Annotated in this window: 25 protein-coding genes; 13 read left to right on the top strand and 12 right to left on the bottom strand. The window is 65.5% G+C overall.

All coding sequences use genetic code 11. The features are described from left to right. Nucleotides 1–6 precede the first annotated feature (6 nt). The 5 genes from arsD to can form a co-directional block, all read right to left on the bottom strand. The gene (gene arsD / locus G474_RS0106070; protein ID WP_026686189.1) at nt 7–369 is read right to left on the bottom strand and encodes an arsenite efflux transporter metallochaperone ArsD; all 363 of its coding nucleotides are present in this window, start codon (nt 367–369) and stop codon (nt 7–9) included. Then, nucleotides 356–1,441 (bottom strand): ACR3 family arsenite efflux transporter, encoded by a 1,086-nt coding sequence (gene arsB / locus G474_RS0106065; protein WP_026686188.1) that lies wholly within the window; start codon nt 1,439–1,441, stop codon nt 356–358. The genes arsD and arsB overlap by 14 nt, the downstream gene beginning before the upstream one ends. Further along, on the bottom strand, nt 1,438–1,941 hold the full coding sequence (locus tag G474_RS0106060) for an arsenate reductase ArsC (RefSeq protein WP_043463356.1): 504 nt from the start codon (nt 1,939–1,941) through the stop codon (nt 1,438–1,440). The genes arsB and G474_RS0106060 overlap by 4 nt, the downstream gene beginning before the upstream one ends. After that, nucleotides 1,938–2,276, bottom strand: coding sequence for an ArsR/SmtB family transcription factor (locus tag G474_RS0106055; RefSeq protein ID WP_026686186.1), 339 nt, complete (start codon nt 2,274–2,276; stop codon nt 1,938–1,940). Before G474_RS0106055 ends, G474_RS0106060 begins: the two co-directional genes overlap by 4 nt. Before the next feature lie 114 nt (nt 2,277–2,390). Next, nucleotides 2,391–3,533 carry a carbonate dehydratase gene (gene can / locus G474_RS0106050; RefSeq protein ID WP_026686185.1) on the bottom strand — a complete coding sequence of 381 codons (1,143 nt, stop codon included), beginning with the start codon at nt 3,531–3,533 and terminating at the stop codon, nt 2,391–2,393. A 180-nt stretch (nt 3,534–3,713) separates the two neighbouring features. Here can and G474_RS19785 point away from each other — a divergent pair, with 180 nt between their 5' ends. Beyond that, nucleotides 3,714–4,400 (top strand): hypothetical protein, encoded by a 687-nt coding sequence (locus G474_RS19785; RefSeq protein WP_051281956.1) that lies wholly within the window; start codon nt 3,714–3,716, stop codon nt 4,398–4,400. On the opposite strand, the gene G474_RS0106040 is transcribed toward G474_RS19785, so the two are convergent. The 4 genes from G474_RS0106040 to G474_RS0106025 form a co-directional block, all read right to left on the bottom strand. Beyond that, the gene (locus G474_RS0106040) at nt 4,393–5,532 is read right to left on the bottom strand and encodes a methyltransferase (protein ID WP_026686184.1); all 1,140 of its coding nucleotides are present in this window, start codon (nt 5,530–5,532) and stop codon (nt 4,393–4,395) included. The two genes, G474_RS19785 and G474_RS0106040, sit on opposite strands and share 8 nt — an antisense overlap. Nucleotides 5,533–5,598: 66 nt before the next feature. Beyond that, nucleotides 5,599–6,096, bottom strand: a complete 498-nt coding sequence (locus G474_RS0106035) for a NuoB/complex I 20 kDa subunit family protein (protein WP_026686183.1) — start codon at nt 6,094–6,096, stop codon at nt 5,599–5,601. A 32-nt stretch (nt 6,097–6,128) separates the two neighbouring features. Beyond that, complete coding sequence (locus G474_RS24405) at nt 6,129–6,809, bottom strand: helix-turn-helix domain-containing protein (RefSeq protein ID WP_281171706.1); 681 nt, start codon at nt 6,807–6,809, stop codon at nt 6,129–6,131. A gap of 289 nt (nt 6,810–7,098) precedes the next feature. Further along, a complete protein-coding gene (locus G474_RS0106025; RefSeq protein WP_026686181.1) occupies nt 7,099–8,031 on the bottom strand; it encodes a DMT family transporter in 933 nt (310 codons plus the stop codon). A 106-nt stretch (nt 8,032–8,137) separates the two neighbouring features. On the opposite strand from G474_RS0106025, the gene G474_RS19780 reads away from it, so the two are divergent. The 5 genes from G474_RS19780 (at nt 8,138) to G474_RS23240 (ending at nt 14,210) form a co-directional block, all read left to right on the top strand. Further along, complete coding sequence (locus tag G474_RS19780) at nt 8,138–9,013, top strand: LysR substrate-binding domain-containing protein (protein WP_051281954.1); 876 nt, start codon at nt 8,138–8,140, stop codon at nt 9,011–9,013. A gap of 144 nt (nt 9,014–9,157) precedes the next feature. Next, nucleotides 9,158–10,450 carry a Fic family protein gene (locus G474_RS19775; RefSeq protein WP_051281953.1) on the top strand — a complete coding sequence of 431 codons (1,293 nt, stop codon included), beginning with the start codon at nt 9,158–9,160 and terminating at the stop codon, nt 10,448–10,450. An 84-nt stretch (nt 10,451–10,534) separates the two neighbouring features. Further along, nucleotides 10,535–11,608: a bifunctional DNA-binding transcriptional regulator/O6-methylguanine-DNA methyltransferase Ada gene (ada, locus tag G474_RS0106010; protein ID WP_026686180.1), complete on the top strand. Its 1,074-nt coding sequence runs from the start codon at nt 10,535–10,537 to the stop codon at nt 11,606–11,608. Between the two features lie 98 nt (nt 11,609–11,706). Then, a complete protein-coding gene (locus G474_RS0106005) occupies nt 11,707–12,612 on the top strand; it encodes a DNA-3-methyladenine glycosylase 2 (RefSeq protein ID WP_026686179.1) in 906 nt (301 codons plus the stop codon). Between the two features lie 329 nt (nt 12,613–12,941). Then, the gene (locus tag G474_RS23240; RefSeq protein WP_156919174.1) at nt 12,942–14,210 is read left to right on the top strand and encodes a hypothetical protein; all 1,269 of its coding nucleotides are present in this window, start codon (nt 12,942–12,944) and stop codon (nt 14,208–14,210) included. Between the two features lie 73 nt (nt 14,211–14,283). Here the strand turns inward: G474_RS23240 and G474_RS19770 are convergent, their stop codons facing one another. Further along, the gene (locus G474_RS19770) at nt 14,284–16,482 is read right to left on the bottom strand and encodes a YgiQ family radical SAM protein (RefSeq protein ID WP_211228067.1); all 2,199 of its coding nucleotides are present in this window, start codon (nt 16,480–16,482) and stop codon (nt 14,284–14,286) included. A 195-nt stretch (nt 16,483–16,677) separates the two neighbouring features. Here G474_RS19770 and G474_RS19765 point away from each other — a divergent pair, with 195 nt between their 5' ends. From G474_RS19765 to G474_RS19760, 3 genes are read left to right on the top strand one after another with little or no spacing between them, the layout of a single operon-like run. Further along, the gene (locus G474_RS19765; RefSeq protein ID WP_051281951.1) at nt 16,678–17,022 is read left to right on the top strand and encodes an STAS domain-containing protein; all 345 of its coding nucleotides are present in this window, start codon (nt 16,678–16,680) and stop codon (nt 17,020–17,022) included. Continuing rightward, the gene (locus tag G474_RS0105985; RefSeq protein ID WP_026686177.1) at nt 17,022–17,990 is read left to right on the top strand and encodes an MBL fold metallo-hydrolase; all 969 of its coding nucleotides are present in this window, start codon (nt 17,022–17,024) and stop codon (nt 17,988–17,990) included. The genes G474_RS19765 and G474_RS0105985 overlap by 1 nt, the downstream gene beginning before the upstream one ends. Further along, a complete protein-coding gene (locus tag G474_RS19760) occupies nt 17,990–20,140 on the top strand; it encodes a CHASE2 domain-containing protein (protein ID WP_051281950.1) in 2,151 nt (716 codons plus the stop codon). The genes G474_RS0105985 and G474_RS19760 overlap by 1 nt, the downstream gene beginning before the upstream one ends. Here G474_RS19760 and G474_RS0105975 read toward each other — a convergent pair. Both G474_RS0105975 and G474_RS0105970 read right to left on the bottom strand, forming a co-directional pair. Next, a complete protein-coding gene (locus G474_RS0105975; RefSeq protein ID WP_026686176.1) occupies nt 20,127–20,714 on the bottom strand; it encodes an OmpA family protein in 588 nt (195 codons plus the stop codon). The two genes, G474_RS19760 and G474_RS0105975, sit on opposite strands and share 14 nt — an antisense overlap. Nucleotides 20,715–20,718: 4 nt before the next feature. Further along, nucleotides 20,719–21,168: a FecR family protein gene (locus tag G474_RS0105970; protein WP_026686175.1), complete on the bottom strand. Its 450-nt coding sequence runs from the start codon at nt 21,166–21,168 to the stop codon at nt 20,719–20,721. Between G474_RS0105970 and G474_RS0105965 the strand changes: the two genes are divergently transcribed. Genes G474_RS0105965 through G474_RS0105950 form a run of 4 tightly spaced genes read left to right on the top strand, consistent with a single transcriptional unit; the run spans nt 21,167 to nt 24,845 of the window. Further along, the gene (locus tag G474_RS0105965) at nt 21,167–21,610 is read left to right on the top strand and encodes an ATP-binding protein (protein ID WP_084513592.1); all 444 of its coding nucleotides are present in this window, start codon (nt 21,167–21,169) and stop codon (nt 21,608–21,610) included. The two genes, G474_RS0105970 and G474_RS0105965, sit on opposite strands and share 2 nt — an antisense overlap. 25 nt (nt 21,611–21,635) lie before the next feature. Beyond that, a complete protein-coding gene (locus G474_RS19755; protein WP_043463355.1) occupies nt 21,636–24,248 on the top strand; it encodes a glycosyltransferase in 2,613 nt (870 codons plus the stop codon). Nucleotides 24,249–24,303: 55 nt separating this feature from the next. Next, nucleotides 24,304–24,534: a type II toxin-antitoxin system CcdA family antitoxin gene (locus G474_RS0105955; protein WP_026686173.1), complete on the top strand. Its 231-nt coding sequence runs from the start codon at nt 24,304–24,306 to the stop codon at nt 24,532–24,534. Beyond that, a complete protein-coding gene (locus G474_RS0105950; protein WP_026686172.1) occupies nt 24,534–24,845 on the top strand; it encodes a CcdB family protein in 312 nt (103 codons plus the stop codon). Before G474_RS0105955 ends, G474_RS0105950 begins: the two co-directional genes overlap by 1 nt. Nucleotides 24,846–24,851 lie beyond the last annotated feature (6 nt).

The following is a 24,851-nucleotide window of genomic DNA, read 5'->3' as shown; positions in this document are numbered from 1 at the left end:
AATTCCTCAGCAGCAGCCGGATTTCGGCGAGCAGCAGGATTTTTTCGGCGCTTCTTCGTCGCTGCTCAGCGTCAGGCCGAGCTTCTGCGCCAGTTGCGCGCGCGAGGGGTAAAGGCCGGTGGTGACGATCTGGCCGTCGATGGCGATGATCGGCAGGCGGTCGATGCCGGCTTCCATTTCCTTGACCACCGCCGGGTTGGCGGCGAAGGCCTGCGGCTCCTGGCCGAGGTTGTAGCGCTGGACGGCAACGCCCTGCTCGCCGACCCAGGCGAGATCGGCGGCGAACTGGACGAGCACCGGATCGACATCGACGCCGCAGACGCCGGTCGAGCAGCACATGGCGGGATCGTAGACTTCAAGCTTTTTCATGATGGACTCCTTTTTCGTACCAGCCCTTGCTGGCATTGACGACCTTGACGACGAGCAGCATTACCGGGACTTCGATCAGCACGCCGACCACGGTCGCCAGGGCGGCGCCGGACTCGAAGCCGAACAGGCTGATGGCGGCGGCAACCGCCAGTTCGAAGAAGTTGGAGGCGCCGATCAGCGCCGACGGGCAGGCGATGTTGTGCTTCTCGCCGAGCGCCCGGTTAAGCCAGTAGGCGAGCGCCGAGTTGAAGAAGACCTGGATCAGGATCGGCACCGCCAGCAGGGCGATGACCAGCGGCTGCTTCAGGATGGCCTCGCCCTGGAAGGCGAACAGCAGCACCAGCGTCGCCAGCAGGGCGGCGATCGACCACGGGCCGATCTTCGCCATGGCCGCGTCGAAGTGCGCCTGGCCCTTGGTCAGCAGCGCCTTGCGCCAGAACTGCGCCAGGATCACGGGGATGACGATGTAGAGGACGACCGAGGTCAGCAGCGTCGCCCATGGCACGGTGATCGCCGAAATGCCGAGCAGGAAGGCGACCAGCGGCGCGAAGGCGAAGACCATGATGCTGTCGTTGACCGCTACCTGCGATAGGGTGAACAGCGGATCGCCGTCGCTCAGCCGGCTCCAGACGAAGACCATCGCCGTGCACGGCGCGGCGGCGAGCAGGATGAGGCCGGCGATGTAGCTGTCGATCTGTTCCGCCGGCAGCAGCGGGGCGAATAGATGGCGAATGAACAGCCAGCCGAGGAAGGCCATCGAGAAGGGCTTGACCAGCCAGTTCACGAACAGCGTGACGCCGATGCCGCGCCCGTGCTGGCGTACCTCGTGCAAGGCGGCGAAATCGACCTTGACCAGCATCGGGATGATCATCACCCAGATCAGCAGGCCGACCGGCAGGTTCACCTGCGCCACCTCCAGGCGGCCGATGGCCTGGAAGACGCCGGGCATTGCCTGGCCGAGCGCGATGCCGGCGACGATGCAGAGGAAGACCCAGACCGTCAGATAGCGCTCGAAAACGCTCATCGGCGCTCCGGCGGCCTGTTTCGCGGCGACGCCGCACTGGGCGCTCATGCTTCGCTCTCCTGATGAATCCGTTTGGCGGCGGCGGCGATTTCCGCTGCACTCAGGGTCTCCAGCGGTAGCGCGACGAAGGCCTCGATGCGTTGGCACAGCTTGCGGTAGGCGTCCTCGAAGGCGGTACGGCGCGCCGCCAGCGGCTCGACGTGGGCCGGGTCGGCGATGCCCCAGTGGGCGGTGGTCGGGTGGCCCGGCCAGATCGGGCAGGCTTCGCCGGCCGCCGAGGCGCAGACGGTGAAGATGAAATCGATGGCCGGTGCGCCGGGGGCGGCGAACTCGTCCCACGACTTGCTGCGTGCTTCGGGCAGCGGCACGCCATGGCTGGCCAGGGTTTCCAGTGCAAGCGGATTGACCGTGCCGGTCGGCTGGCTGCCGGCCGAGAAGGCGCGGATACGCCCAGGGTTTTCCTGATCGCCAAGGTGGTTGAACAGGGCCTCGGCCAGGATGGAGCGGGCAGAATTACCGGTGCACAGCACCAGGATGTTGATGGTCATGACGGGTTCTCCAAATTGGTACAGCCATGGACTACCTCGCCGCAGGACTCCCCGGCGCAGCAATGCTCGGTCAGGTAGGCCAGCAGATCGTTCATGACCGGGTAGTTGGCCGAATAGAAAATGAAGCGGCCGGATTGGGTGGCCGTCACCAGCCCCGCCCGCACCAGCTCCTTCAGGTGAAAACTCAGGCGGCCATTGGGCTCGGTGTCCAGCTTGTCGGCGATACGGCCCACGGAAAGCCCCTCCGGCCCGGCCTGGACCAGCATGCGGAAGATGAGCAGACGGGTTTCCTGAGCCAGGGCCCCCAGGGCCGCCAGGGCAATTTTTATTTCCATGTTTCAATAATAATTGAAATGTTAGTCGAGCCACAAGCTGTTTCCGGATGCTCCTCCATCAGGGACAAGCGGATCAACCAGCGCGCCCGGGCCGGGGGCCCGGGCTCCGTGGTGTCAGGCGGACAGGGCGCCCAGGGCCGCGGTGTAACGGGGCAGCATGTCTTCAGGGCAATTCACGGTCATGCCCAGGTCCCGCACCAGGCCGTCCTTGAGGCCGTAGATCCAGCTGTGGATGGTGAGGTTCTGGCCCCGCTTCCAGGCATCCTGGACCACATAGGTCTGGCAGATGTTGGTCACCTGCTCCAGCACGTTCAGCTCACAGAGCCGGTCGTGGCGCTGCTCCACGGGGAGCTGGTCCACCGCTTCCAGATGCTTCTGGTGCACGTCCTGGACGTGGCGCAGCCAGATGTCCACCAGGCCGGCCCGGTCCTTGTTCAGGGCTGCCTTGACGCCGCCGCAGCCGTAGTGCCCCACCACCATGATGTGCTTCACCTTGAGCACATCCACGGCAAACTGGATCACCGAAAGGCAGTTCAGGTCCGTATGCACCACCACGTTGGCCACGTTGCGATGCACGAACACCTCACCGGGCAGCAGGCCGACGATCTGGTTGGCCGGCACCCGGGAGTCGGAACAGCCTATCCACAGGTATTCCGGGTTCTGCAGCTGGGAGAGCTTGTCGAAGTAGCCGGGGTCCACAGTCTGCATCTGGCGCGACCAGGCCCGATTGAAGTCGAACAGGTGGGACAGGTTTTCATTGCGCACCTCCTCCTCGGACCAGTTTTCCAGGTCCAGGGAAAGGAAGATGGTGCCCTCGATGGGTGAGGGGTAATAGGCCGGGGCCTCGTGAAAGCCCAGTTCCCGGTACATCTTCACGGCCATGCGCATGGTGGGCATGGTGTCCAGCATGATGCGCCGGTAGCCCATTTCCTTGGCCGCCCGGATGGCCGCCAGGGCCAGCTGGGTGCCGACCCCGTGGCCCCGTTCTTCGGGGCTCACGTACAGGCGCTTCATCTCGCACATGCCGTCGGAGAGGGAGCGGATGCCGACGCAGCCGGCCGGCCGGCCCTGGAGCTCGGCGAAGAACAGCCGCCCCTGGGGGGCGCTGTAAGCCCCGGGCAGGGAGGCCATTTCCTGGTCGAAATTCTGGAAGGAGAGATCCACCCCCAGCCAAGCCGCGTAGTTGCGGAAGAACTGGCGGACGTGCGCGATGGCCGGATCGTCGGCGGATTGGATGATGTGCAGTTTTACCGTCATGCTGTCGCTCTTTTCCCCGCCCCAGGAGAGGGTATCCCCGGGGGCCTGATTTTCTGGTTTGTTTTCCCGGGCGCAAGGATACGTTGAACCCCCTCATTCCCGCCAGTTTTCCCGCCTGCTGCCTTCAGCCCCGCCCCCCTGTGGCAGAATGCGGGGCCTCGTTTCTCTCCGGTACCGCCCATGAAAGCCGCCCTGTCCGTCATCGCCCTGGTCCTGCTGGCCCTGATCCTGCCCTTTTTCCTGCCTTCCGGCGGCCCGGACAAGGCCAACATGGAGCAGAACCTGCCCTGGCAGATCAGCGTGGACGAGCAGGGCCGCAGCCAGGTGTTCGGCCTCACCCTGGGCAGCAGCACCCTCGCCGATGTCCGCCAGCACCTGGGCCAGGAACTGGAAGTCGCCATCATCGCCGCGCCGGACGAGGTGGGCAGCCTGGAAGGCTATTACGCCCAGCTGCCCCTGGGCTTCATCCTCGGCCGCCTGATCCTGACCCTGGAACAGGACCCGGACAAGATCAACGCCATGCGCGAACGGGCCCTGAAAGCCGAGCACATGGAGAGCACCACCAAGAAGATCACCCTGCATCCGGAAGACCTGGCCCGGGCGGAACAGACGCCGGTCCAGGCCATCAGCCTGATTCCCAGCGTGAACCTGGATGAGGCCACCCTGATCCAGCGCTTCGGCCAGCCGGCGGAAAAAATCCAGCTCTCCGAGACCCTGACCCACTACCTCTACCCGGCCAAGGGCCTGGACATCGTCCTCGACACCAAGGGCAAGGAACTGCTCCAGTACGTGCAGCCCCGGGAATTCGAAAGCCGCATCCGGGCGCCCCTGCTGGCCCGCCAGAAAGAGGCAGCCCCGGCTAAATAGCCCCCAGCCGCCAGAGGGAAGTGACTTCCGCCGCCCGGGCCTGGTGCAGGGGATCGTCCGGGTCCATGGCCTTGGGGTGGCGGGGGCGGATGTCATGCTTTTGCAGCACCCTGAGGCCGGCGGCGGCGATCCACCCCAGCAGTTCCTCCCGGCTGCGCAGGCCCAGGTGCTCGGCCAGATCGGAAATGATCAGCCAGCCCTCCCCGCCCTCTTCCATGTGCGCCGCCAGACCGGCGAGAAAACCCTTCAGCATGCGGCTGTCCGGGTCATAGACCGCGTATTCGATGGGAGAACTGGGCCGGGCCGGCAACCAGGGGGGGTTGCAGACGATCAGGCCGGCCCGGCCCGGGGGAAACAGGTCGGCTTCCCGCAATTCCACCCGTTCCGCCAGTTCCAGCCGCACCAGGTTCTCCCGGGCGCAGGCCAGGGCCCGCTGACTCATGTCCGTGGCCACCACCTTCGCCACCCCCCGCTGCGCCAGCAGCGCCGCCAGCACCCCAGTGCCGGTGCCGATATCGAAAGCCACAGCACACGCAGGTAAAGGCGCCGCCGCCACCAAATCCAGATACTCGCCCCGCACCGGGGAATAGACCCCGTAATGGGGATGAATGCGGGCCCCGCCCAGGGCGGCCAGCGCCACCCCCTTCTTGCGCCACTCGTGGGCGCTGACCAGGCCCAGCAGTTCCCGCAGGGAGATCACGAACGCCCCCCGCTCCGGCCCCAGCACCTCGGCGCAGGCCACCACCACCTCCGGCGCCCGGCGCAGAGGAATCCGGTAGCCGGCCTCCACCTGGATCAGCAACATGCCCAGAAGGCGGGCCCGCTGGGACTGGGCCAGGCGGTGCCGGTTGAAGGCATCCCGGGGCGCCAGGGCAGCTTCGGCCTTGCCATTGCGCCCGGGCTTCTTCTCCAGCCGCCGCCCCAGAGCCTGGAGCAATTGCCGGGCATTGTGAAAATCCCCCCGCCAAAGCAGGGCCGTGCCCTGGGAAACAAGCCGGTAGGCCGCGTCGGCGCTCAAGGTGTCATCCGCCAGCTGCACCTTCTTCGGCGGCGGCAGGCCGGCTTCGGACTGCCAGGGGGCCGCCATGGGCTGGCCCTGTTCCTGCCATTGCATCAGTACGGCTTCGCTCACGGGAATCCAACTCCTGGCTATCGGGCCCGGGAAAGTACTGCAGCTTCACGGGCGACGCAAGGCGGATCAGCCCCGTTGTATCTCTCCCCTGGCCAGCAGGCCGTCTCGGCGCACCCGGTTCTGCAGTTGCAGGATTCCGTAGATCAGGGCCTCGGCCGTGGGCGGACAGCCGGGAACGTAGATGTCCACGGGCAGGATGCGGTCACAGCCGCGCACCACCGAGTAGGAATAATGGTAGTAGCCGCCGCCATTGGCGCAGGACCCCATGGAAATCACGTAACGAGGCTCCGCCATCTGGTCATAGATCTTGCGCAGGGCCCGGGCCATCTTGTTGGTCAGCGTACCCGCCACGATCATCAGGTCAGCCTGGCGCGGGCTGGCCCTGGGCATGACCCCGAAGCGGTCCAGGTCATAGCGGGAAGAGGCCGCGTGTATCATCTCCACGGCGCAGCAAGCCAGGCCAAAAGTCAAAAACCACAAGCTGTTGGTACGCACCAACTGCGCCAGATCATCCAGACGGGTCAGGAAATACCCTTCCCCTTGCAAACCGCCATCCAATGACATCACCACCTCCCGGAATTGGAACGGCGGTCAGTCTAGGTACCGGGAAACAGGCTGGATTGTATGGAGGCGACATCATCGGGCAAAAACAGGGCCCGAAAATCACCGCGCTTGAAACGGTAAAGCCAGTAAGCCGGGTCATCCCCGGCTGCAGCCGCCAGGATTCCGGAAGGAGAGAGGCCGGCCAGGGCCTGGAAATCCCTGTCCATGTGCGCCAGATCGTAATAACCATAATCCTGGGCCAGGCGTGCCACCCCGCCCCGTCCCCGTGCCCTGCCGGCACACAGGGCCGCCAGGGCAAATCCGAACCGGGTGGTGCGCCGCAGATCACGGATGTTGAGTCCGAAACTGCGCTTCACCCGGCGCTCCAGTTGCCGCTCGCCCAACCCCAGCTCCTTTGCCATCCGCTCCAGGGGCAAAAACAACCCGCCCCGGGAAAGCCGCCACTGGCCGTAGGCCCGGGCCAGGGCATCCTGGCGCAACCGTTCCAGCACCAGCCCCTGCAGGGCCGCCACCCAAACGGCTGGACTTGCCTGCTCGTCCACCTGCTCCAGCAACCGGGCCACCGGCCCCTCACCGAAGAACTGCTCCAGGGGCAAAATCTGGCCGCGGAATTCATGTACTCCGGGGCCCAGGGCGCTATCCAGACAGCCCGGAGTAAACATCAGGCTGATGCTGACCGTCCCCGGGCAGGCCCGGGAAACCCGGGGCTCCATGGTAGGCCCGCACAGGCAGGCCCGAGGCAGAGGCCCTACACCAGGAAGAGAGAGCCCGCCCCGAGCCATGACCAGGATGCCGGGGCTCAAGGTGGCCGGCAGCGCCGAGCTGCATCCATCCAGTCCCATGACCAGAATGGGCTGAATCAGCCCGGAAAGTTCCGGTCGGGGCGGAAAGGCGGTAAATGCCAGCCCCCCTCCTCCCGGTTCCTCGCTGCCACTAACCATGACGCCCTCCTCCATGCCGATGGGTTCGCATGCTAAAAGCCCCACCCTCCCTCGGCAAGGGTCAGCCGCGCCGGGGCAGCAGCACCAGCCCCAGGCCGGCGATGATGGGTAGCGCCCCGAGCAGGTCCGAAAACGGCACGCTTTCCCCCAGCAAGCCCACAGCCAGCAGGGTACCGAACACCGGGTTGAGCAGGTGGAAGCCGCTGGCCTTGGCCGCGCCCCCGTGCCGTACCAGCCAGAGCAGCATCAGGGTGGTACCGATGGACACCACGGTGGCCTGATAGACCAAACTACCGAAGAAGGCGGCATCCGGCACGATGGCCAGCCCTTCCCGCCACCAGGCCAGGGGCAACAGGGCCAGACCGCTGGCGGGCAGTTGGATCAGGGCGATGCGCCAGGGATCGAGCCGGCCCGCCACCTGCCGGTTGAGCAGGGTGGCGGCAGACAGGGCCACGGTGCCGATCAGGATCAGGGCCACTCCGTAGCCATCCGCCGGGGCGCCCAGGGCCCGCTGCCCCATGATCCAGACCACCCCGGCAAAACCGGCCGCCAGCCCCAGCAGGCCCCGCCAGCCAAAACCTTCCTTCAAGCACCAGGCCGCCAGGGCCGAAGTCAGCAGCGGGCTGGTGCTCACCAGGATGGCCGTGAGCCCGGCCGGCACCGTCAGCATGCCCACGTAGGTGAGCCCCAGATAGACCCCGTTGGTGAGCAAGCCCGCCGCCAGGGCGATGAGGAGCAGCCGCCCCTGACCGGGCGCCGCCCTGCCGCTGACGCCCCAGCCCAGACTGCGCCCCAGCAGCCAGATCAGGGCGCCAGCCAGGAGAAAGCGCAGGCTGAGCAGGGTCAGGGGACCGGTGCTGCTCATGCCCACCTTGCCGGCGATGAAGGCGGAACTCCAGACGAAGCTGAACAGGGTGCCCACCAGGGCCAGCCGCAGGGGAGAAACAGCAGCGGCGGCGGGAGGGGGCAAGGCAAGGCTGGCGCCAGAATTCATGGAAGTCTCCGGTGGTGAAAGGGTGTCCGAAGCTTAAGCAGCACCGCTACATTTGAAAAATTGATATATTTCAGATCAAGATTTAGTTTTGAAATGTAGAGTCCCCATGCAACGTAACCTGGACATGGACCTGCTGCGCACCCTGGTGGCAATCGCCGACGGGGGCAGCTTTTCCGGTGCCGCCGCTCAGCTGGGGCGGACCCAGTCGGCCATCAGCCTGCAGGTCAAGCGGCTGGAAGAACTGGTGGGCCACCCCCTGCTGGAGCGCACCCAGGGCCGGGTCACCGGCCCCACGGAAGAAGGCCGGGTGCTGATCGACTACGGCCGCCGCATCCTGCGCCTCAACGATGAGGCCTACAGCTGCTTCGCCCAGCCCAGCCTGAGCGGCCAGCTGCGCCTGGGCCTGCCGGAAGAACTGATGGAAAGCACCTTCGCGCCGGTGCTGGCCGGCTTCTCCCGGGCCTGCCCCCGGGTGGAACTGAGCGTCCGCTGCGATCTCTCGGTGCGCCTGAACGGCGCCCTGGAAACGGGTGAACTGGACCTGGCCATCCTCAAGCGGGTGGCCAGCGTCCCCGGCCAGGAACCGGACGGCTGGCACCTGCTGAAGCGGGAACCCCTGGTCTGGCTGGCTGGCGAACAGGGCAACCCGGTGCACCAGCGCCCCCTGCCCCTGGCCCTGTTCCACGAGGGCTGCGTGTTCCGGGTCGCGGCCCTGGCCGCCCTGGCCCAGGCCGGCATCGCCGCCAAGACCGCCTTCGTGGGCAACAGCTATACGGGCCTGCGCCACGCGGTCATGGCCGGCCTGGCCCTCACCCCCCTGCCCGCCAGCCTGGCCGGCTCAGGCCTGACCCAGATCCGCGACGGCCTGCCCCGCCTGCCGGAAGCCGAAATCGTCGCCCGCTTCGGCCGCCACGATCCTCCGGCCTCCGCCCGGCTGCTGCTGGAACTGTTCGAACAGCAACTGAACAGCCGGCCGCTCTGAGGCATACCGCCAAGCCCCCCGTAGCATCATCGGCAGTCATATCGGCAAAAAACACCGATACTGAACACATATCCACATGAAAAACAAAGACTATAATCGGCAAACAAATCGGCAGAAAACCCCCTGCTTACGCCCCGGAAGAAAATGAAGATGGTCGATCTCTACGACAGTCCGGCCCAGATGGAGCCCCTGATAGTTCACGACGCCCGGCCCCTGTACAAGCCCCTGCTTGGGCTGGCCCACGAACTGTCGGAGGCCTCGGCATGCCTGGATGCCGCCCTGGCACCCGCCACCGGGCGCAGCCTCGCCCGGCTCGTCGAAGAGATGAACTGCTACTACAGCAACCTCATTGAAGGCCACCATACCCTGCCCCTGGAAATTGCCCAGGCCCGGCGGGAGCAATCGGACACCCACCTGAAAAGCCTGGCCGCCGCCCACATCGAGGCGGACAAATGGGCCAGGATGCGCCCCCTGGATACCGACCAGCTACTGCCCTCCATCCTGGCGATTCATCACCAGTTCTGCACCCGGCTGCCCGAAGCCATGCTGATCCTCCCTGATGGTTCCCGGATGCCCCCCGGGCAGTTCCGGCAAAGGGAAGTCAGCGTCGGCATCCACATCGCGCCCGCCGCCCACAAACTGCAGGATTTCCTGGAACGCTATGCCGCCTTCTATGGTCAGCGCCTGGCCTGGGCCGCCCGGGGGGGGCACAGCAAGCTGGACGGCATCATCGCCGCCATGGCCAGCCACCACCGCCTGGTATGGATACACCCCTTTCCCGACGGAAACGGCCGGGTCGCCCGCATCATCCTGGATGCCATGCTGCGCAGCTGCGGCATCAACGGCACCTCCCTGTGGTCCATGTCCCGGGGTTTTGCCAAGACGGAAGCCGATTACAAACGCGCCCTGGCCCTGGCAGACCAGCCACGCATGGGGGACCTGGACGGGCGCGGCAACCTGTCGGAACAGCGCCTCGCCGAGTTCTGCACCTATGCCCTCGGCACGGCCATCGACCAGGCCCGGTTCATGGCGCAGCTGTTTTCCCTGGAGCATTTCCAGGCCAGGGCCCGGGGCTACTTCCACCGGGTGCGCTTCGACCTCAAGCCCGAATCCTTGTACCTTTACCTGCAAGCCTTCAGCACCGGGGAATTCGAGCGCATGGAAGCCGGCCGCATCACCGGCCTGCCGGAACGCACCGCACGCAACGTGCTCACCGCCATGCTGGACGAAGGTCTGCTGGAGTCCGACTCTCCCAAGGGTAAAGTGCGCATCGCCTTCCCCGTCCACGCCCTCGGCTCCCTGCTGCCCAACCTGTATCCGGCTGGCGATGTAGATATCCTGCCGCCCGGCGCAACGGCAACGGGAAGCCGGCGCCCACGCCGGCAGCCTAGCCGGACAAGCCCGGCCGGCAAACCGCCGCGGAAGGACAGGGGCTAGGGAATTCAAAAGCAAGCAGCGGAGTGTCAGCAGCGCGAACAGGGCCTAGAGTATCCCCATCCCATCGTGATCAAAGGCCGGAACATGAGCAGGCAGACTGAAAAACACGCCCATCAGGTGTTGTCCGATCCCCGCTGGACCCAACTGGTGGCCCGGGACCCGGGGGCAGAGGGGCAGTTCGTCTACGCGGTGACCAGCACCGGCATCTACTGCCGTCCCGGCTGTGGCTCCCGCACGCCCCGCCCGGAAAATGTCCGCTTCTTCCTGACCGCCACAGCCGCCGCACAGGCGGGGTTTCGTCCCTGCCAGCGCTGCAAGCCGGATCAGCCGCCCCTCCAGGTTCAGCACGCGGAACTGGTGGCCGGCCTGTGCCGACAGATCGAAACGGCCGGCACGCCCCCCAGCCTGGAAACCCTGGCCCAGTCCGCCAGGATGAGCCCCTACCACCTGCACCGGGTCTTCAAGGCCGTCACCGGCTTGACGCCCCGGGCCTACGCCGCCGCCCACCGGGCCGGCAAACTCAGGGAAGCGCTGCTGCAGCACGAGCGGGTCACCGATGCGATCTACGCATCCGGCTACAACTCCCACGGCCGGTTCTATGAGGAATCCCGGCACCTGCTGGGCATGACGCCCACGGCGTTCCGCGCCGGCGGCACCAAGGCCGCCATCCGCTTTGCCATCGGCCAATGCAGCCTGGGCGCCATCCTGGTTGCCGCCAGCGACAAGGGGGTCTGCGCCATCTTCATCGGGGACGATCCCGAGGCCCTGGCCCGGGAGCTGCAGGACCGTTTTCCCAAGGCCGAACTGATGGGCGGCGACGCCGGCTTCGAACAGTGGGTTGCCCAGGTGGTCGGCCTGGTGGAAACGCCGCAACGGGGACTGGACCTGCCCCTGGACATTCGCGGCACCGCCTTCCAGCAGCGGGTCTGGCAGGCCCTGCGGGAAATTCCGGCCGGAAAGACGCTGAGCTACACGGAGCTCGCCCAGCGCATCGGCGCCCCCGAGGCCGTGCGCGCCGTGGCCGGCGCCTGCGCCGCCAACATGCTGGCCGTGGCCATTCCCTGCCACCGGGTGGTCCGCCAGGACGGCAGCCTTTCCGGCTATCGCTGGGGCGTGGAACGCAAACGCGCCCTGCTGGAGCGGGAGGCCGAGGCGTGAGCCTCAATGCCGCCCCAAGGGACAAAGGCAAAGGGACAAAGTCACAGGAGCACAGTAAAAGGCAGACCTGCCGCGAACAGACTTGATCAACACCGACCATGGCCCACCGATATTCTCTGACGCTTCCCCTGCCCCCTGGGTACCGCCCCGCCGACATCCTCGCCTTCCACCGGCGCGACCCCCAGCAGCTTGCCGAGCAGGTGGGGGAATCCTGCTTGAAAAAGGGCATCGTCTGGCAAGGGGTCCCCGCCTGTCTGAGCGTGCACTTCTCCCCGGGACAGGCAGAAGCCCATCTGGACCTGGACGGCGGCCAAGAGGATGACGAAGCGCAGGGCTTCGCCGCCCTGGTCCGGCGGATGCTCGGACTCACCCAGGAGGTGGAAGCCTTCGAACAACGCCACGGGGAACATCCCCAGCTAGGCCAATTGATCGCCCGGCAACGGGGCTTGCGGGTCCCCGCTGCCGCGAGCCCTTTCGAAGCCCTGAGCTGGGCCATCACCGGCCAGCAGATCAGCGTCCATGCCGCCGTTTCCCTGCGCCGCAAGCTGATCCTGGCGGCCGACCTGCGCCACAGCAGCGGCCTGCTGTGCTACCCGGAAGCCCCCCAGGTGCTGGCCCTGCCGGAAGAAGCCCTGCGCCAGGCCGGCTTTTCGCGCACCAAGGCCAGCACCCTGCACACGCTCGCCCGGCAGGTGTGCGGCGGCGACCTGCCCCTGGAGGCCTGGACCCGGGATTTCCCGGGGGCGGAAATCCTGCGGCAGCAGTTGCTGGCCGTGCGCGGCATCGGCCCCTGGACGGCGGACTACGCCCTGCTGCGCGGTTTCGGCTGGCTGGACGGATCCCTGCACGGCGACGCCGCCGTGCGGCGCGGCCTGCAAACCCTGCTGGGCGCCCCGGACAAGATCGACGAACACGCCGCCAGAACCTGGCTCACCCAGTTCTCCCCCTGGCGCGCCCTGGCCTGCGCCCACATCTGGGCCGCCCAGTCTTCCCTGGCTTATTGAATTACGGCGTCTGGGAGATCAATCGTCGGGCGACGGGAAATATAGCCATTGGGAATTCAGCCGTGGCCAGCGGGGATTTCCACGACGAGGACTCATCACCGTGTTAATTGGTTGCAGCACGAAATATAGTGAATGCAGCCAACCATTCATGTCGGCGACAAAATGAGCAGAACCGCCAAGTCAAGAAGATTGTTACCGAACCCTTGCCCCGCAATGACAAAGATATATAAACTGCCTGCCATCAAAAAAATTGCGCTCCCCTGCCACCATGCAAGGAAGTCATTTGCCATGCCCTAAATCTAGGCAAGCAGAACACCATAGGAGTCAAAATGAAACTCTCTAGTTATTTTGCTACCACATTAGCAACACTTTTTATAGCCGGATGTATGGCTTCTTATCCAGTAACCCCTGAAGGACAGGCCTCCCACCACGTCACCCAAGCCAAAGCAGGATATGCAAAAGGGAATCTTCATTTTGCTTTTGGCCACGCGGACAGCGCGCTAGACAAGACAACAGGCGGCTCAAAGCTACGCGAATGGTTCGATGCCGAGCCTGGAGCCCAGAAAGCTTACGTCAGCTCGATAGAGGCTGAAATCCACAACCCATCCCATTCGGCTTGGTCACTGGAGATTCTTGAAGAGAAAATGCTAAAACTGAAGGCAAGCGGTGCCTTACCTGTAGCTGCAACCGATTCTCTTCAAAGAGATTTTGACGCTTTGATAGGCAGAAGCATATTGGATGGGTCAATACCGTTAGACTTGGGCAGTAAAATCAGTCAGAGAAAAGAGTTTCAGGGGAGTGCCTACAAACAAGCTCTCTTCAGAAATTCATTGAAAAACCTCAGGGATCAGAATGATAGCGACACAACCTTGCCAGCTCTGCTCAAGTATGTTGAATCACAAGGCCCGAGATCAGCAGAATGGAAAATGCTGGAAGCCCAGCTACCCGACTTGAACGTCAAACGAAAGGACCTGGATACCGTCAGTCTTCTTTTCCCAAAATTTGCAGAGCAGAGAAAGGCAAGCATCACTGTCAAGGCAGTGCTTGAGGTAAAAGCCGACCGCCTACTTTACGATGACATCAAGCAGCTACTCGCCAAAAAAACCAATCAAGGCGTTATCTGGACAGATTCTTCCGACCAGCAAGCAATAACCGTCTCCGTCGAGCGAATTCGCCATGACGAAAAGGTAAAACCAGAGAGCACCCAGACCATCACATATGCCCAGCACGAGGTTAATCTGTTGGGAGCAGCCCTACTGATGCCCCAGAACGCCTCGTATCTGTACGAGCTGGTTTCAGGCGGTGCAGAGATCGACTATGGGTACGTCGTCTCAGCGTACAGAAAGGGGATCAAGATTCATGATCAAGTTGTCAGAGGCAGAGTCGGAGGGGATTACGCCCGCTGCCAAAACCCGCGCATTCAAAATGTTTTCGGGGGAGTTTCATCTGCGGGTTTCGTAGCTAATGAAGACATGGAACGGAGGTGCAGTACAACGAGAACCGTATCTATGGATAGATTGCGCGCAGAGGTACAGGAAAAAATCACAGAGGAGATACTGAGGGTTTCCCCCATCAAAACAGCACGGGAATTGAATTAGAAAGCTGAAAAGCCACTGCTACAGGTCGCGAGGCAGGGAAAACGAGCAACCAATCCCTGCCTTGTCGTCGCCCTCACTTCCGCCCCTTCCCTCCCCCGCCCTGACGCGTCCCCGCCGCTTTTCCAGAACCTGCACGGCTCCCCGGCTGGGCATTCCTGGCCTGGGTTCCGGCCCGGCCGTTGCTCTGGTTCCTGGCCGGGGGCTGGATGCGGTGCACCAGGTCCCGCTCCTGTCCACGCTCCTGGCGCCCGCGGGGGGCGCCTTTGAGGCCGAAGCCGCCTTTCAACCCCGTGCCGGCGGGCTGGAAGCTGGGGATCAGGTGTTTCTTGCCATTGCCGATCAGGTCGGCCCGGCCCATGTCCTTCAGGGCCTCGCGCAGCAGGGGCCAGTTTTCCGGGTCGTGGTAGCGCAGGAAGGCCTTGTGCACCTTGCGCTGGCGACCGGCCCGGGCGGTTTCCACGGCTTCAGTGTCGCGCCCTACCCGCTTCAGGGGGTTCTTGCGGCTGTGCCACATGGTGGTGGCGAGCGCCATGGGCGTGGGCAGGAAGGTCTGCACCTGGTCCAGGCGGAAGTTGTTGGCCTTCAACCACAGGGCCAGATTGAGCATGTCCTCGTCGCTGGTGCCCGGGTGGGCGGCGATGAAGTAGGGAATCAGGTACTGCTCCTTGCCCGCTTCCCGGGAGAACTTCTCGAACATGCGCTTGAAGTTGTCGTAGGCGCCCATGCCCGGCTTCATCATTTTGGAGAGGGGACCTTCTTCCGTGTGCTCGGGGGCGATCTTCAGATAGCCGCCCACATGGTGGGTCACCAGTTCCTTGACGTATTCCGGGGAGCGCACGGCCAGGTCGTAACGCAGGCCGGAGCCGATCAGCACCCGTTTCACGCCGGGAATGGCCCGGGCCTTGCGGTACAGGCTCACCAACGGCGCGTGGTCGGTGTTGAGGTTCTCACAGATACCCGGATAGACGCAGGAAAGCCGCCGGCAGGAGGATTCGATCTTCGGGTCCTTGCAGGCCAGCCGGTACATGTTGGCCGTGGGGCCGCCCAGGTCGGAGATGGTGCCGGTGAAGCCCGGGGTCTTGTCGCGGATTTCCTCGATTTCCTTGAGGATGCTGGCTTCCGAGCGGCTCTGGATGATGCGGCCCTCGTGCTCGGTGATGGAGCAGAAGGTGCAGCCGCCGAAGCAGCCGCGCATGATGTTGATGGAGAAGCGGATCATCTCCCAGGCGGGAATCTTGGCCTCCCCATAGGCGGGATGGGGTGCCCGGGCATAGGGCAGGCCGTAGACCCCGTCCATTTCCGTCGTGGCGAGGGGAAAAGGCGGCGGGTTAAGCCACACGTCCCGCTCTCCGTGGGACTGCACCAGGGCCCGGGCGTTGCCGGGGTTGGATTCCAGGTGCAGGGTGCGGGAGGCGTGGGCGTACAGCACCGGATCGTCCTTGACCTGCTCGTAGGCGGGCAGGCGCACCACGGTGCGGGTGCGGCGCTCCTTGCGCAGGGCCACCCGGGCCAGGGTCGGCATGAATTTCAGCTCGGCGGTGCCGGGCCGGCTTTCCGGGGCCTGGGCCACGGGGCCGCTGTCGTTCATGGCGTAGGGGTCGATGTGGGGCTCCACCTTGCCGGGCAGGTCCACCTCGGTGGAGTCCATTTCTTCCCAGTCGTCCCCCGGTTTCCAGCCCTTGGGCACCATGAAGGCGGTACCACGCAGGTCGCGGATCTCCTGGATCTTCTCGCCCTTGGCGAGCCGGTGGGTGAGTTCCACCAGGGCCCGTTCCGCGTTGCCGTAGAGCAGCATGTCGGCCTTGGAGTCGGGCAGCACCGAGCGGCGCACCTTGTCGCTCCAGTAGTCGTAATGGGCGATGCGGCGCAGGCTGGCCTCGATGGAGCCGACGATCACGGGAATGCCCGAGTAGGCCTCCTTGGCCCGCTGGGAATACACGGTCACGGCCCGGTCCGGGCGCTTGTCGGGTTCGGCGTTGGGGGTGTAGGCGTCGTCGGAGCGGATTTTCCGGTCCGAGGTGTAGCGGTTCACCATGGAATCCATGTTGCCCGCCGTGATGCCGAAATAGAGGTTGGGCTTGCCCAGGCGCTTGAAGTCCTCCGCCGAGTGCCAGTCCGGCTGGCTGATGATGCCGACCCGGAAGCCCTGGGCCTCCAGCAGCCGGCCGATCAGGGCCATGCCGAAGCTGGGATGGTCGATGTAGGCATCGCCGGTCACCAGGATCACGTCGCAGGAATCCCAGCCGAGCTGTTCCATCTCGGCGCGGGACATGGGCAGGAAGGGGGCCGGACCAAAGCGGTGGGCCCAGAACTTCTTGTATGAAAAGAGCGGCTTGGCCGCGTTGTGGCTTGAAGTCATAATTTTTTCCGGTGCGGATTGTACCTGAGGCCGGCCTGGCCGCCCGCGCACCGGGCTGCCGTGGGTCCGGCGCATCGTGGCATAATGCAGCCGGCAAGGAGATTTCTCATGGAACTGGAAGCAGTCGTTCACCCCAAGGCAAACCTGGTCATGGTGCGCGGTCGTATTGACCACGGTTCCTCCATGACGTTCTCGGAACTGCTGCATCCGCACCTGGAAAAATGCAAAAAGGGGAATCCTCCCCTGATTCTCAATTTTTCCGGAGTGGATTACATCAGCAGCGCGGGCCTGCGCGCCCTGATGATCGCCACCCGCTTCGCCAGGAACCAGGGCGGTCGCCTGGGGATCGCCGAATTCCAGCCCCTGGTGCGGGAAGTCTTCGGCATCAGCCGCTTCGACCTGGTGATTCCCTGTTTCGACACCCTGGAGGCCGCCCTGGGAGAACTGGCCTGATGCAGGTCCAGTTCTGGGGCACCCGGGGTTCCCTGCCCGTCTCCCTCAATGCCGAGCAGCTGCGCCAGCGCCTGCTCTCGGTCCTGGAAAAAGCTGCCCACGCGCCCGCCGGCACCCTGGATACGGCCGTAGGCCGGGCCGGCTTCGTGGATTCCCTGCCCTTTGCCATGCGCGGTACCTACGGGGGCCAGACCCCCTGCGTCGAACTGCGCGGCAAGGATGACGCAACGCTGATCTGCGATCTGGGCAGCGGCGCCCGGGGCCTGGGCAATGCCAAGCTGGCCCGCTTCGGCCCCGGCCAACCCCAGACCTACCACATCTTCATTTCCCACCTGCACTGGGACCACCTGATGGGGCTGCCCTTCTTCGGCCCCCTCTACATTCCCGGCAACCGCCTGGTGATCCACGGCTGCCACGCGGAGCTGGAAGCCGCCGTGCGTCTGCAGATGTCCGCCCCGGGCTTTCCCGTGGATTTCTCCCTGGTGCAGGGCCAGGTGGAATTCCGCCTGCTGGAAACCGGACGCGCCTATGACATCGCCGGCTTCCGGGTTGAAGCCATGCGGCAGACCCACGGGGGCGACTCCTACGGTTACCGCTTCGAGCAGGATGGCAAGTGCTTCGTCTACGCCACCGACTCGGAACACAAGCTGGACCAGGAGGAGCAGTGGGCGGCCTGCATCGAATTCTTCCGGGAGGCCGACCTGATCGCCTTCGACGCCATGTACTCCCTCTCGGAAATGGTGTCGGTGAAAGCTGACTGGGGCCACTCGAGCAACATGATCGGGGTGGAGCTGGCCCTGGCCGCCGGGGCCCGGCGCCTGGCCCTGTTCCATCACGACCCCCTGAATGACGACGCCAGCCTGGACCGGCTGCTGGAAGACAGCCGCCGCTTCGAGGCCATGAGCCGTTCCCGGCGCCCGCCCCTGGAAGTGATCTCCGCCCATGACGGGCTGACCGTCCAGCTCTGATGCTGCGCCGCCTCTGGACCCTGGCTTTTGCGCCCCTGCGGGCCCGCCGGGGCAGGCCGGCCGCCCTGCTGGCCCTGGCGGCCGGCTGCCTGGCCCTGGTCTTCATCGAACACACCCCCCTCACCCTGCTGCAGAACGCCCAGTTCGACCGCATGCAGCGCCAGTCCCCCCGGGACCGGAGCGAGATGCCGGCCCTGGTGGTGGCGGTGGACGAAAAAAGCCTGGCCGCCCTGGGCCAGTGGCCCTGGCCGCGCCAGACCCTGGCCCGGCTGATCGAGAAAATCGGCGCGGCGGAGCCCCTGGCCATCGGCCTGGACATGATCTTTCCCGAGCCCGACCGGCTCGGGGCCGCCAGCCTCAGGAAGCTCTATCCCCAGCTGCAGGGAGCCCGCCTGGAAGACCCGGACGAGCGCCTCTCCCGGGCCCTGGAGCGCACCCCCAGCGTGCTCGGCATGGCAGCCACCAACGGCCTGCCGCCCGGCGCCCGCACCGCCCTCAAGGTCACCCCGGTGCTGAGCCGGGGCGGCGATGCCCGGGACGGGGCCGGCCGCTTCGCCGGTGCCCTGGCCAGCCTGCCGCTGCTGGAAGCGTCCGCCCGGGGCCAGGCCCTGCTCAACGCCCAGGCTGACCCGGCCCTCCTGGACCCGGAACGGGGAGTGCTGCGCCGGGTGCCTCTGATGGCCAGCGTCGCCGACCTGCCGGTGGCCTCCCTGGGGCCCGAAATGCTGCGGGTGGCCCTGGAAGCCCCCGCCGTGCAGGCCTGGGTCCGGGGCAGCGAGATCACCCGGGTCGGGGTCGGGGAATACAGCCTGCCCACCCGGGACAACGGAGAACTGATCCTGCATTTCGGCCCCTTCCAGGCCGACCGCTACCTTTCCGCCGTAGACGTCCTGGAAGACCGGGTACCTGCCGAACACCTGCGCCAGCGCTTCGTGCTGCTGGGCTTCACCGGCACCGGCCTGCAGGACCGGGTGGTAACGCCGCTGGGGGAAAAGGTGCCGGGGGTGGACATCCATGCCCAGGTCCTGGAAAGCCTGCTCTCCGGCGAGGCCCTGACCCGGCCCCACTGGATCCGGGGCCTGGAGGGGCTGGTGCTGGTGCTCCTGGGACTGGGGCTGATCGCCGCCGTGCCGCGCATCCGCCCCACGGTGGCGGTGAAGCTGGGGCTGATGACGGCGGTACTGCTGTTCGGCCTGGGCTATGCCGCCTTCCACCTGGGCCGCCTGCTGTTCGATGCGGCTTCCCTGGTGACCCTGCTCAATCCGGTGTTCTTCATCCTGATCGGCAACACCCTGGTGGAATCGGATCGCCAGCGCCGCCTGGCGGAAGAAGCCCTGCAGGCCAGTCGCGAGTCGGCGGCCCGGGTGGCGGGGGAACTGGACGCGGCGCACCGGATCCAGATGGGCCTGCTGCCCGACCCGGCCAGCCTGTTCGCCGGAGAACAGCGCTTCCAGGTGGCCGCCCACCTGGAGCCGGCTCGGGAGGTGGGGGGCGACTACTTCGACTGCTTCATGCTGGGGGAGGACCACCTCTGCCTGGCCATCGGCGATGTCTCCGGCAAGGGCCTGCCCGCCAGCCTGTTCATGGCGGTGTCCAAATCCGTGGCCGGCGCCCTGCTGCGCCAGCATCCGGAAGACCTGGGCGCCGCCCTGGCGGAAATGGATGCGGCCCTGTCCCGGGACAACCGGGAATACCTGTTCGTCACCACCTTCGTGGCGGTCCTCGACGTAAACGACGGGCGGATGGATTACGTCTGCGCCGGCCACGATGCCCCCTGGGTGGTGCATGGCGCGACGGTGAGCCGCATCCCGGTGGCCCCCGTGAGCGGCCCGCCCCTGTGCGCCTGCGAAGGCTATCCCTACCAGCGGGGCAGCGCCCGGCTGGCCCCCGGGGACCGGCTGGTGCTGACCACGGACGGGGTGAGCGAGGCCACGGACGGGCGGGAGTGGTTCGGTAATGAGCGCCTGGCCCATCTGCTGGAGCAGCATGGCCAGGAAGGGGACGCCGTCAGCCTGGCGGAAGCCCTGCGCCGGGAAGTACGCCAGTTCGAAGCGGGTGCCCCTCCAGCCGACGATCTGACCCTGCTGGTATTGCAATGGTGGGGCCCCGGGGCCCGGCCCCAGGACCCGCCGCCCCTCAGCGGACGTTGATCACCACCCGCCGGTTCCTGGGCTCGGGCACCTCGTCGGCGGTCTTCACCAGCAGTTCCCGTTCCCCCCGGCCGGCCACTTCCACCGTCCCCAGTTCCATGCCCTCGGCCTGCAGGGCGGTACGCATGGCCTCGGCCCGCACTAGGGACAGGGCGTCATTGGCGCGCAGCTCCCCCACCGTATCCGTATGGCCGACGATCAGGATTTCCGCCACTGGCCGGCTGGAGAGGGCCTGGCGCAGGGCCTGGAACTGCTCCCGGGATTCGGCGGTCAGCTCGCTGCTACCTTCGAGAAAGTACAGGGTGAACCGCTCCGGCCGGGGCGGCAGCTGGGCCAGGGTGGCCCCGAACCGTTCCTGCACCTCCGCCGCCGGCATGGTCGTGGCCGCCAGACTGCCCCCCCGGCGCTGGGCCGCCGCATAGGGTTGCTGCAGCACCTGCTCCTCGCCGCCGGAGCGGACCACCAGGGCCGTGGGCCGGCCATCGGGCTCGGGCAGCAGCACCACCCGCTCGCTGACGCAGCCCCCCAGGCCCAGGGCCAGGAGAAGTGCCAGGGGCAGGGCCCGGATTTTCATGATCTCATTCCCCATGACCGGCCACCTCCAGGGCGAATTCGGTGCCCCGCACCCCGAGGATGCTGTCGGGGGTGCGGAATTCCACGTTCTCCGGGGCAGACTTGGCCAGCTTGCCCGTCGCCACCGCCAGCTTGCCCCGCTTCAGGGTGGCCTGGAGCTTGCCCCCATGGGTGGTCTGGTCAAAACTGAACTGGTCCAGGACCAGGAGGGAGTTGGCCCCCGCTGAGAGCAGGGTCTCATCCCGCAAGGTGATGCCCACGGCGCCGTCGGCCCCGGTGCGCACCTGGTCGGCCACGTACAGGGCCATGCCCGGCGCCGCCTTGAGCCGCTCGCTACCCCGCTCCACCTGCACATCGCCGCTCACGCGCTTCACCGTTCCCGCCGAATCGGCCGCCAGCAACGGACTCGCCGCCAATCCGATCACGGCTGCCAGCAGCCATTGTGGTTTAATCATGCCTGTAACCCTCCCCATGCTTATGCAATTGAGCCAACAAGAACACTTCAGATTGACCGCCCGGCCGGAGCAGCTCGCGGCAGCCATGGAATGGCTGGAGTATAGCGGCAGCAAACTGGGTCTGGACTCACAACTGCAGCTGCGCCTGCAGCTGGTTCTGGAAGAATTGTTCCTGAATACCCTGCAGCACGGCCACGGCCAGGCCTGCGACGGGGAGATCGACCTGGATCTGGAGGTGGAACAGGGCCTGGCCTGGCTCGTCTACACCGACCATGCACCCTGCTTCGACCCGCGCCAGACGCCCCCGCCCTCCCCTGTGCCGGAGGAAGCCGGAGTGGGTCTGGCGCTGATTCAGCAACTCCCCGCCAGCCTGGACTACCAGCCCCTGACCCCCGGAAACCGCATCCGCCTGGGCTTCACCGCCACGCCTCAGGCCAATTGAAGGAGCGGCTCCGCCACGGATTCCCATGAAACGTTTCGTCCAACTGTTGCTACGCCTGTTTACGGCCCTGGTCATTGCCGGTTTTGTCGCCTTCGCCCAGTACGCCCTGTGGGAATGGGCCAACCGCAGCGCTTACATCACCGATGCGGAACAGGAGGTCAAGGGCTTTGCCTACGCCGGTTACCAGCGCCACCAGAGCCCTCTGACCGGCAGCTACCCGAGCGAGGCAGAGCTGGCCGGGGACGTGGACCTGCTGGCCAACTACACCAACCGGCTGCGCACCTACAGCAGCCTGGACTACCCGGCGGTCGTGCCCCTGGCCGGATTTCGCGGCCTCAAGGTGACCAACGGCATCTGGCTGGACCGGGACGAGGAGAAAAACGCCCGGGAGGTGGAAGCCGGCATCCAGCTGGCCCGCCAGTACAAGCACGTGGAACGGATCATCGTCGGCAACGAAACCATCCTGACTAACATGATGAAGCCGGAGACCCTGATTCCCCTGCTGCAGCAGGTGAAGAAGGCCACCAGAAAACCCGTCTCCACCGCCGAACCCTGGCATGTCTGGCTCAAGTACCCGGAACTGGTGAAGCACGTGGACTTCATCACCGTGCACCTGCTCCCCTACCACGAAGGGGTGCCGGCAGATAAGGCTCTGGAATACGCGATGCAGCGTTACGACGAGGTGGCGGCCGCCTTCCCGAAGAAGAAGATCCTCATCGGCGAAATCGGCTGGCCCAGCCGGGGCACGGTCATTGGCGGCGCAGTCCCCTCCCGGGCCAACGAGGCCCAGTTCATCCGCAATTTCCTGGCTTCGGAACGGACCCTGAAGCTGGACTACTTCATCATGGAGGCCATAGACCAGCCCTGGAAGGTAGAAACTGAGAGCTGGGCCGGGGCCTACTGGGGCGTGTTCAACGCGGAGCGGGAACTCAAGTTCTCCCTGGAGGGCGCCGTGCCCCGGGACATCCGCTGGCAGGAGAAGGCTTACAACGCCTCCCTGTACGCCTTCGTGCCCATGCTGCTAGTGGCCCTCATCCTGGGCAGCTGGAGCTTCATAGGCCGCCTCTGGCTGGCCATCCTGATCCAGGCCTGCGTCACCACCGTGGTACTCGGCATCAACATTCCCGCTGACTATTACCTGAGCCAGCGGGACCTGATCGCCCTGGCCCTGCTGATTGCCGCCACCCTGATCACCATCTCCGTGCTGCTGGCCCACGGCTACGAATTCGGGGAAGTGCTGTTCAAGCACGTCTGGAAGCGCCGCTTCACCCCCCTGCCGCCCCTGCCGCCGGAACAGGAGCCCTTCGTCTCCATCCACCTGGCCTGCTACAACGAGCCGCCGGAGATGGTGATCGAAACCATAGACAGCCTGGCGCGCATGAATTACCGCAATTTCGAAGTGCTGGTGATCGACAACAATACCGCTGACGAAGCTCTGTGGAAGCCGGTGGAAGCCCACATGGCCACCCTGGGCCCCAACTTCCGCTTCTTCCACCTGCGCCCCTGGCCTGGCTTCAAGGCCGGAGCCCTCAACTTCGCCCTCAAGGAAACCGATCCCCGGGCCCAGGTGGTCGGGGTGGTGGATGCCGATTACGTGGTGGACCCGGACTGGCTGTCCACCCTCATCCCCCACTTCGTGGAAGCCCCGGACGTGGCGGTGGTGCAGGCGCCCCAGGCCCACCGCAACTGGGAGAAGCAGCCTTTCCGGCGCATGTGCAACTGGGAGTTCGACGGCTTCTTCCGCATCGGCATGCACCACAGGAACGAGCGCAACGCCCTGATTCAGCACGGCACCATGACCCTGGTGCGCAGGAAACCCCTGGACGACCTGGGCGGCTGGTCCGAGTGGTGCATCTGCGAGGATTCCGAACTGGGCCTGCGGCTGCTGCGCCAGGGCTTCGACACCCGCTACGTGGACCATGTGCTGGGCAAGGGCCTGACCCCCGCCGATTTTGCCGCCATCAAGAGCCAGCGTTTCCGCTGGGCCTTTGGCGCCATGCAGATCCTGAAAGCCCACCTGCCCGCCCTGCTGGGCCCCAGCAAACTCAACCTGGCCCAGCGCTACCACTTCCTCACTGGCTGGTTCTCCTGGTTCGGGGACGCCCTGCAGCTGGTATTCACCTTCGCCTCCCTGGTCTGGACCATCCTGATGCTGCTGGCCCCCAAGTCCTTCGGCCTGCCGGTGGTGCTGCTGGTGGTGCCCATGCTCGGCTTCATGGCCTTCAAGGCGGCCCTGGGCCCCATTCTCTACCGGCGCACCATGGACTGCCCCTGGATGGACATCGCCGGGGCATCGCTGCTCTCGGCCGGGATATCCCACGCCATCGCCCGGGGCATCTTTGCCGGCATCGTCAAGAAGAAAGGTACTTTCGTAGTCACCCCCAAGGGCTGGAAGGCCAAGGGGGGACTGGCCTTCTTCTCCCCGATCCGGGAGGAAATGGGCCTCCTGACCGCCCTGCTGCTGAGCGCCTGGATCACCGCCCTGACCCTGGGCACCCACGACCCGGCAGCCAAGGCCTGGATCGCCGTGCTGCTCCTGGAAACCATTCCCTACTGGGCTGCCCTGGGTTGCCAGATCGCCGCCTACTGGCCGGAAAAAGAGCCGAAGCCCACCCCTTCCGCCCCGGTCCAGATTTGACGCACCCACTGGATGCGCGCACCATATGCGCATTCATGATGCACAGGAGCCTGCCATGACCTCCCCCGCCAAGAAAGCCACCAACCTCAGCATCCGGGTGGACCTGCTGGAAGAGGCTCGGGCCCGCAAGATCAACCTGTCCCAGACCCTGGAAAATGCCCTCCTGGCGGAACTGAAGAAACAGCGGGAAGCCGAGTGGCTGGACCAGAACCAGGCGGCCATCGAAGCCTATAACCGGGAAAATGCGGAACACGGTCTCTGGAGCAAGGACCAGAGGGCCTTCTGATGCATCAATTCGATGTCTATCCCAACCCCAATCCGGACAGCTGTGAACGACTGCCCTATCTGGTCGTCCTGCAAAGTGATCTGCTGGAACGCCTGGACAAGGTGGTGGTCGCGCCCCTGCGCAGCCACCGGGAAGGCAAACCCATCCTCCGGCTCAATCCACTGGTCCAGGTGGCAGGTGACAACTATTTCGTACGGGTCCAGGACCTGGCCGCGATGCCGGTGCAAAGCCTGCACCAACCCATTTGCAACCTATCTGCAGAGCGGGAAGCACTGCTTGCCGCCCTGTCCCTCCTTTTCACCGGTCTCTAACTTTTC

Origin of the sequence: Azovibrio restrictus DSM 23866, from assembly GCF_000429665.1 — a bacterium.
Lineage (GTDB): Bacteria > Pseudomonadota > Gammaproteobacteria > Burkholderiales > Rhodocyclaceae > Azovibrio > Azovibrio restrictus.
Note: the sequence above shows the minus strand (reverse complement) of the source record. Positions and strands in the feature narration are given on the sequence as shown.

Bases quoted from the DNA above. Each gene is read 5' to 3' on its own strand.
- arsD (WP_026686189.1), bottom strand. From the start codon at position 369: ATGAAAAAGCTTGAAGTCTACGATCCCGCCATGTGCTGCTCGACCGGC.
- arsB (WP_026686188.1), bottom strand. From the start codon at position 1,441: ATGAGCGCCCAGTGCGGCGTCGCCGCGAAACAGGCCGCCGGAGCGCCG.
- G474_RS0106060 (WP_043463356.1), bottom strand. From the start codon at position 1,941: ATGACCATCAACATCCTGGTGCTGTGCACCGGTAATTCTGCCCGCTCC.
- G474_RS0106055 (WP_026686186.1), bottom strand. From the start codon at position 2,276: ATGGAAATAAAAATTGCCCTGGCGGCCCTGGGGGCCCTGGCTCAGGAA.
- can (WP_026686185.1), bottom strand. From the start codon at position 3,533: ATGACGGTAAAACTGCACATCATCCAATCCGCCGACGATCCGGCCATC.
- G474_RS19785 (WP_051281956.1), top strand. From the start codon at position 3,714: ATGAAAGCCGCCCTGTCCGTCATCGCCCTGGTCCTGCTGGCCCTGATC.
- G474_RS0106035 (WP_026686183.1), bottom strand. From the start codon at position 6,096: ATGTCATTGGATGGCGGTTTGCAAGGGGAAGGGTATTTCCTGACCCGT.
- G474_RS24405 (WP_281171706.1), bottom strand. From the start codon at position 6,809: ATGGAGCCCCGGGTTTCCCGGGCCTGCCCGGGGACGGTCAGCATCAGC.
- G474_RS0106025 (WP_026686181.1), bottom strand. From the start codon at position 8,031: ATGAATTCTGGCGCCAGCCTTGCCTTGCCCCCTCCCGCCGCCGCTGCT.
- G474_RS19780 (WP_051281954.1), top strand. From the start codon at position 8,138: ATGCAACGTAACCTGGACATGGACCTGCTGCGCACCCTGGTGGCAATC.
- G474_RS19775 (WP_051281953.1), top strand. From the start codon at position 9,158: ATGAAGATGGTCGATCTCTACGACAGTCCGGCCCAGATGGAGCCCCTG.
- ada (WP_026686180.1), top strand. From the start codon at position 10,535: ATGAGCAGGCAGACTGAAAAACACGCCCATCAGGTGTTGTCCGATCCC.
- G474_RS0106005 (WP_026686179.1), top strand. From the start codon at position 11,707: ATGGCCCACCGATATTCTCTGACGCTTCCCCTGCCCCCTGGGTACCGC.
- G474_RS23240 (WP_156919174.1), top strand. From the start codon at position 12,942: ATGAAACTCTCTAGTTATTTTGCTACCACATTAGCAACACTTTTTATA.
- G474_RS19770 (WP_211228067.1), bottom strand. From the start codon at position 16,482: ATGTCCCGCGCCGAGATGGAACAGCTCGGCTGGGATTCCTGCGACGTG.
- G474_RS19765 (WP_051281951.1), top strand. From the start codon at position 16,678: ATGGAACTGGAAGCAGTCGTTCACCCCAAGGCAAACCTGGTCATGGTG.
- G474_RS0105985 (WP_026686177.1), top strand. From the start codon at position 17,022: ATGCAGGTCCAGTTCTGGGGCACCCGGGGTTCCCTGCCCGTCTCCCTC.
- G474_RS19760 (WP_051281950.1), top strand. From the start codon at position 17,990: ATGCTGCGCCGCCTCTGGACCCTGGCTTTTGCGCCCCTGCGGGCCCGC.
- G474_RS0105975 (WP_026686176.1), bottom strand. From the start codon at position 20,714: ATGAAAATCCGGGCCCTGCCCCTGGCACTTCTCCTGGCCCTGGGCCTG.
- G474_RS0105965 (WP_084513592.1), top strand. From the start codon at position 21,167: ATGCCTGTAACCCTCCCCATGCTTATGCAATTGAGCCAACAAGAACAC.
- G474_RS0105970 (WP_026686175.1), bottom strand. From the start codon at position 21,168: ATGATTAAACCACAATGGCTGCTGGCAGCCGTGATCGGATTGGCGGCG.
- G474_RS19755 (WP_043463355.1), top strand. From the start codon at position 21,636: ATGAAACGTTTCGTCCAACTGTTGCTACGCCTGTTTACGGCCCTGGTC.
- G474_RS0105955 (WP_026686173.1), top strand. From the start codon at position 24,304: ATGACCTCCCCCGCCAAGAAAGCCACCAACCTCAGCATCCGGGTGGAC.
- G474_RS0105950 (WP_026686172.1), top strand. From the start codon at position 24,534: ATGCATCAATTCGATGTCTATCCCAACCCCAATCCGGACAGCTGTGAA.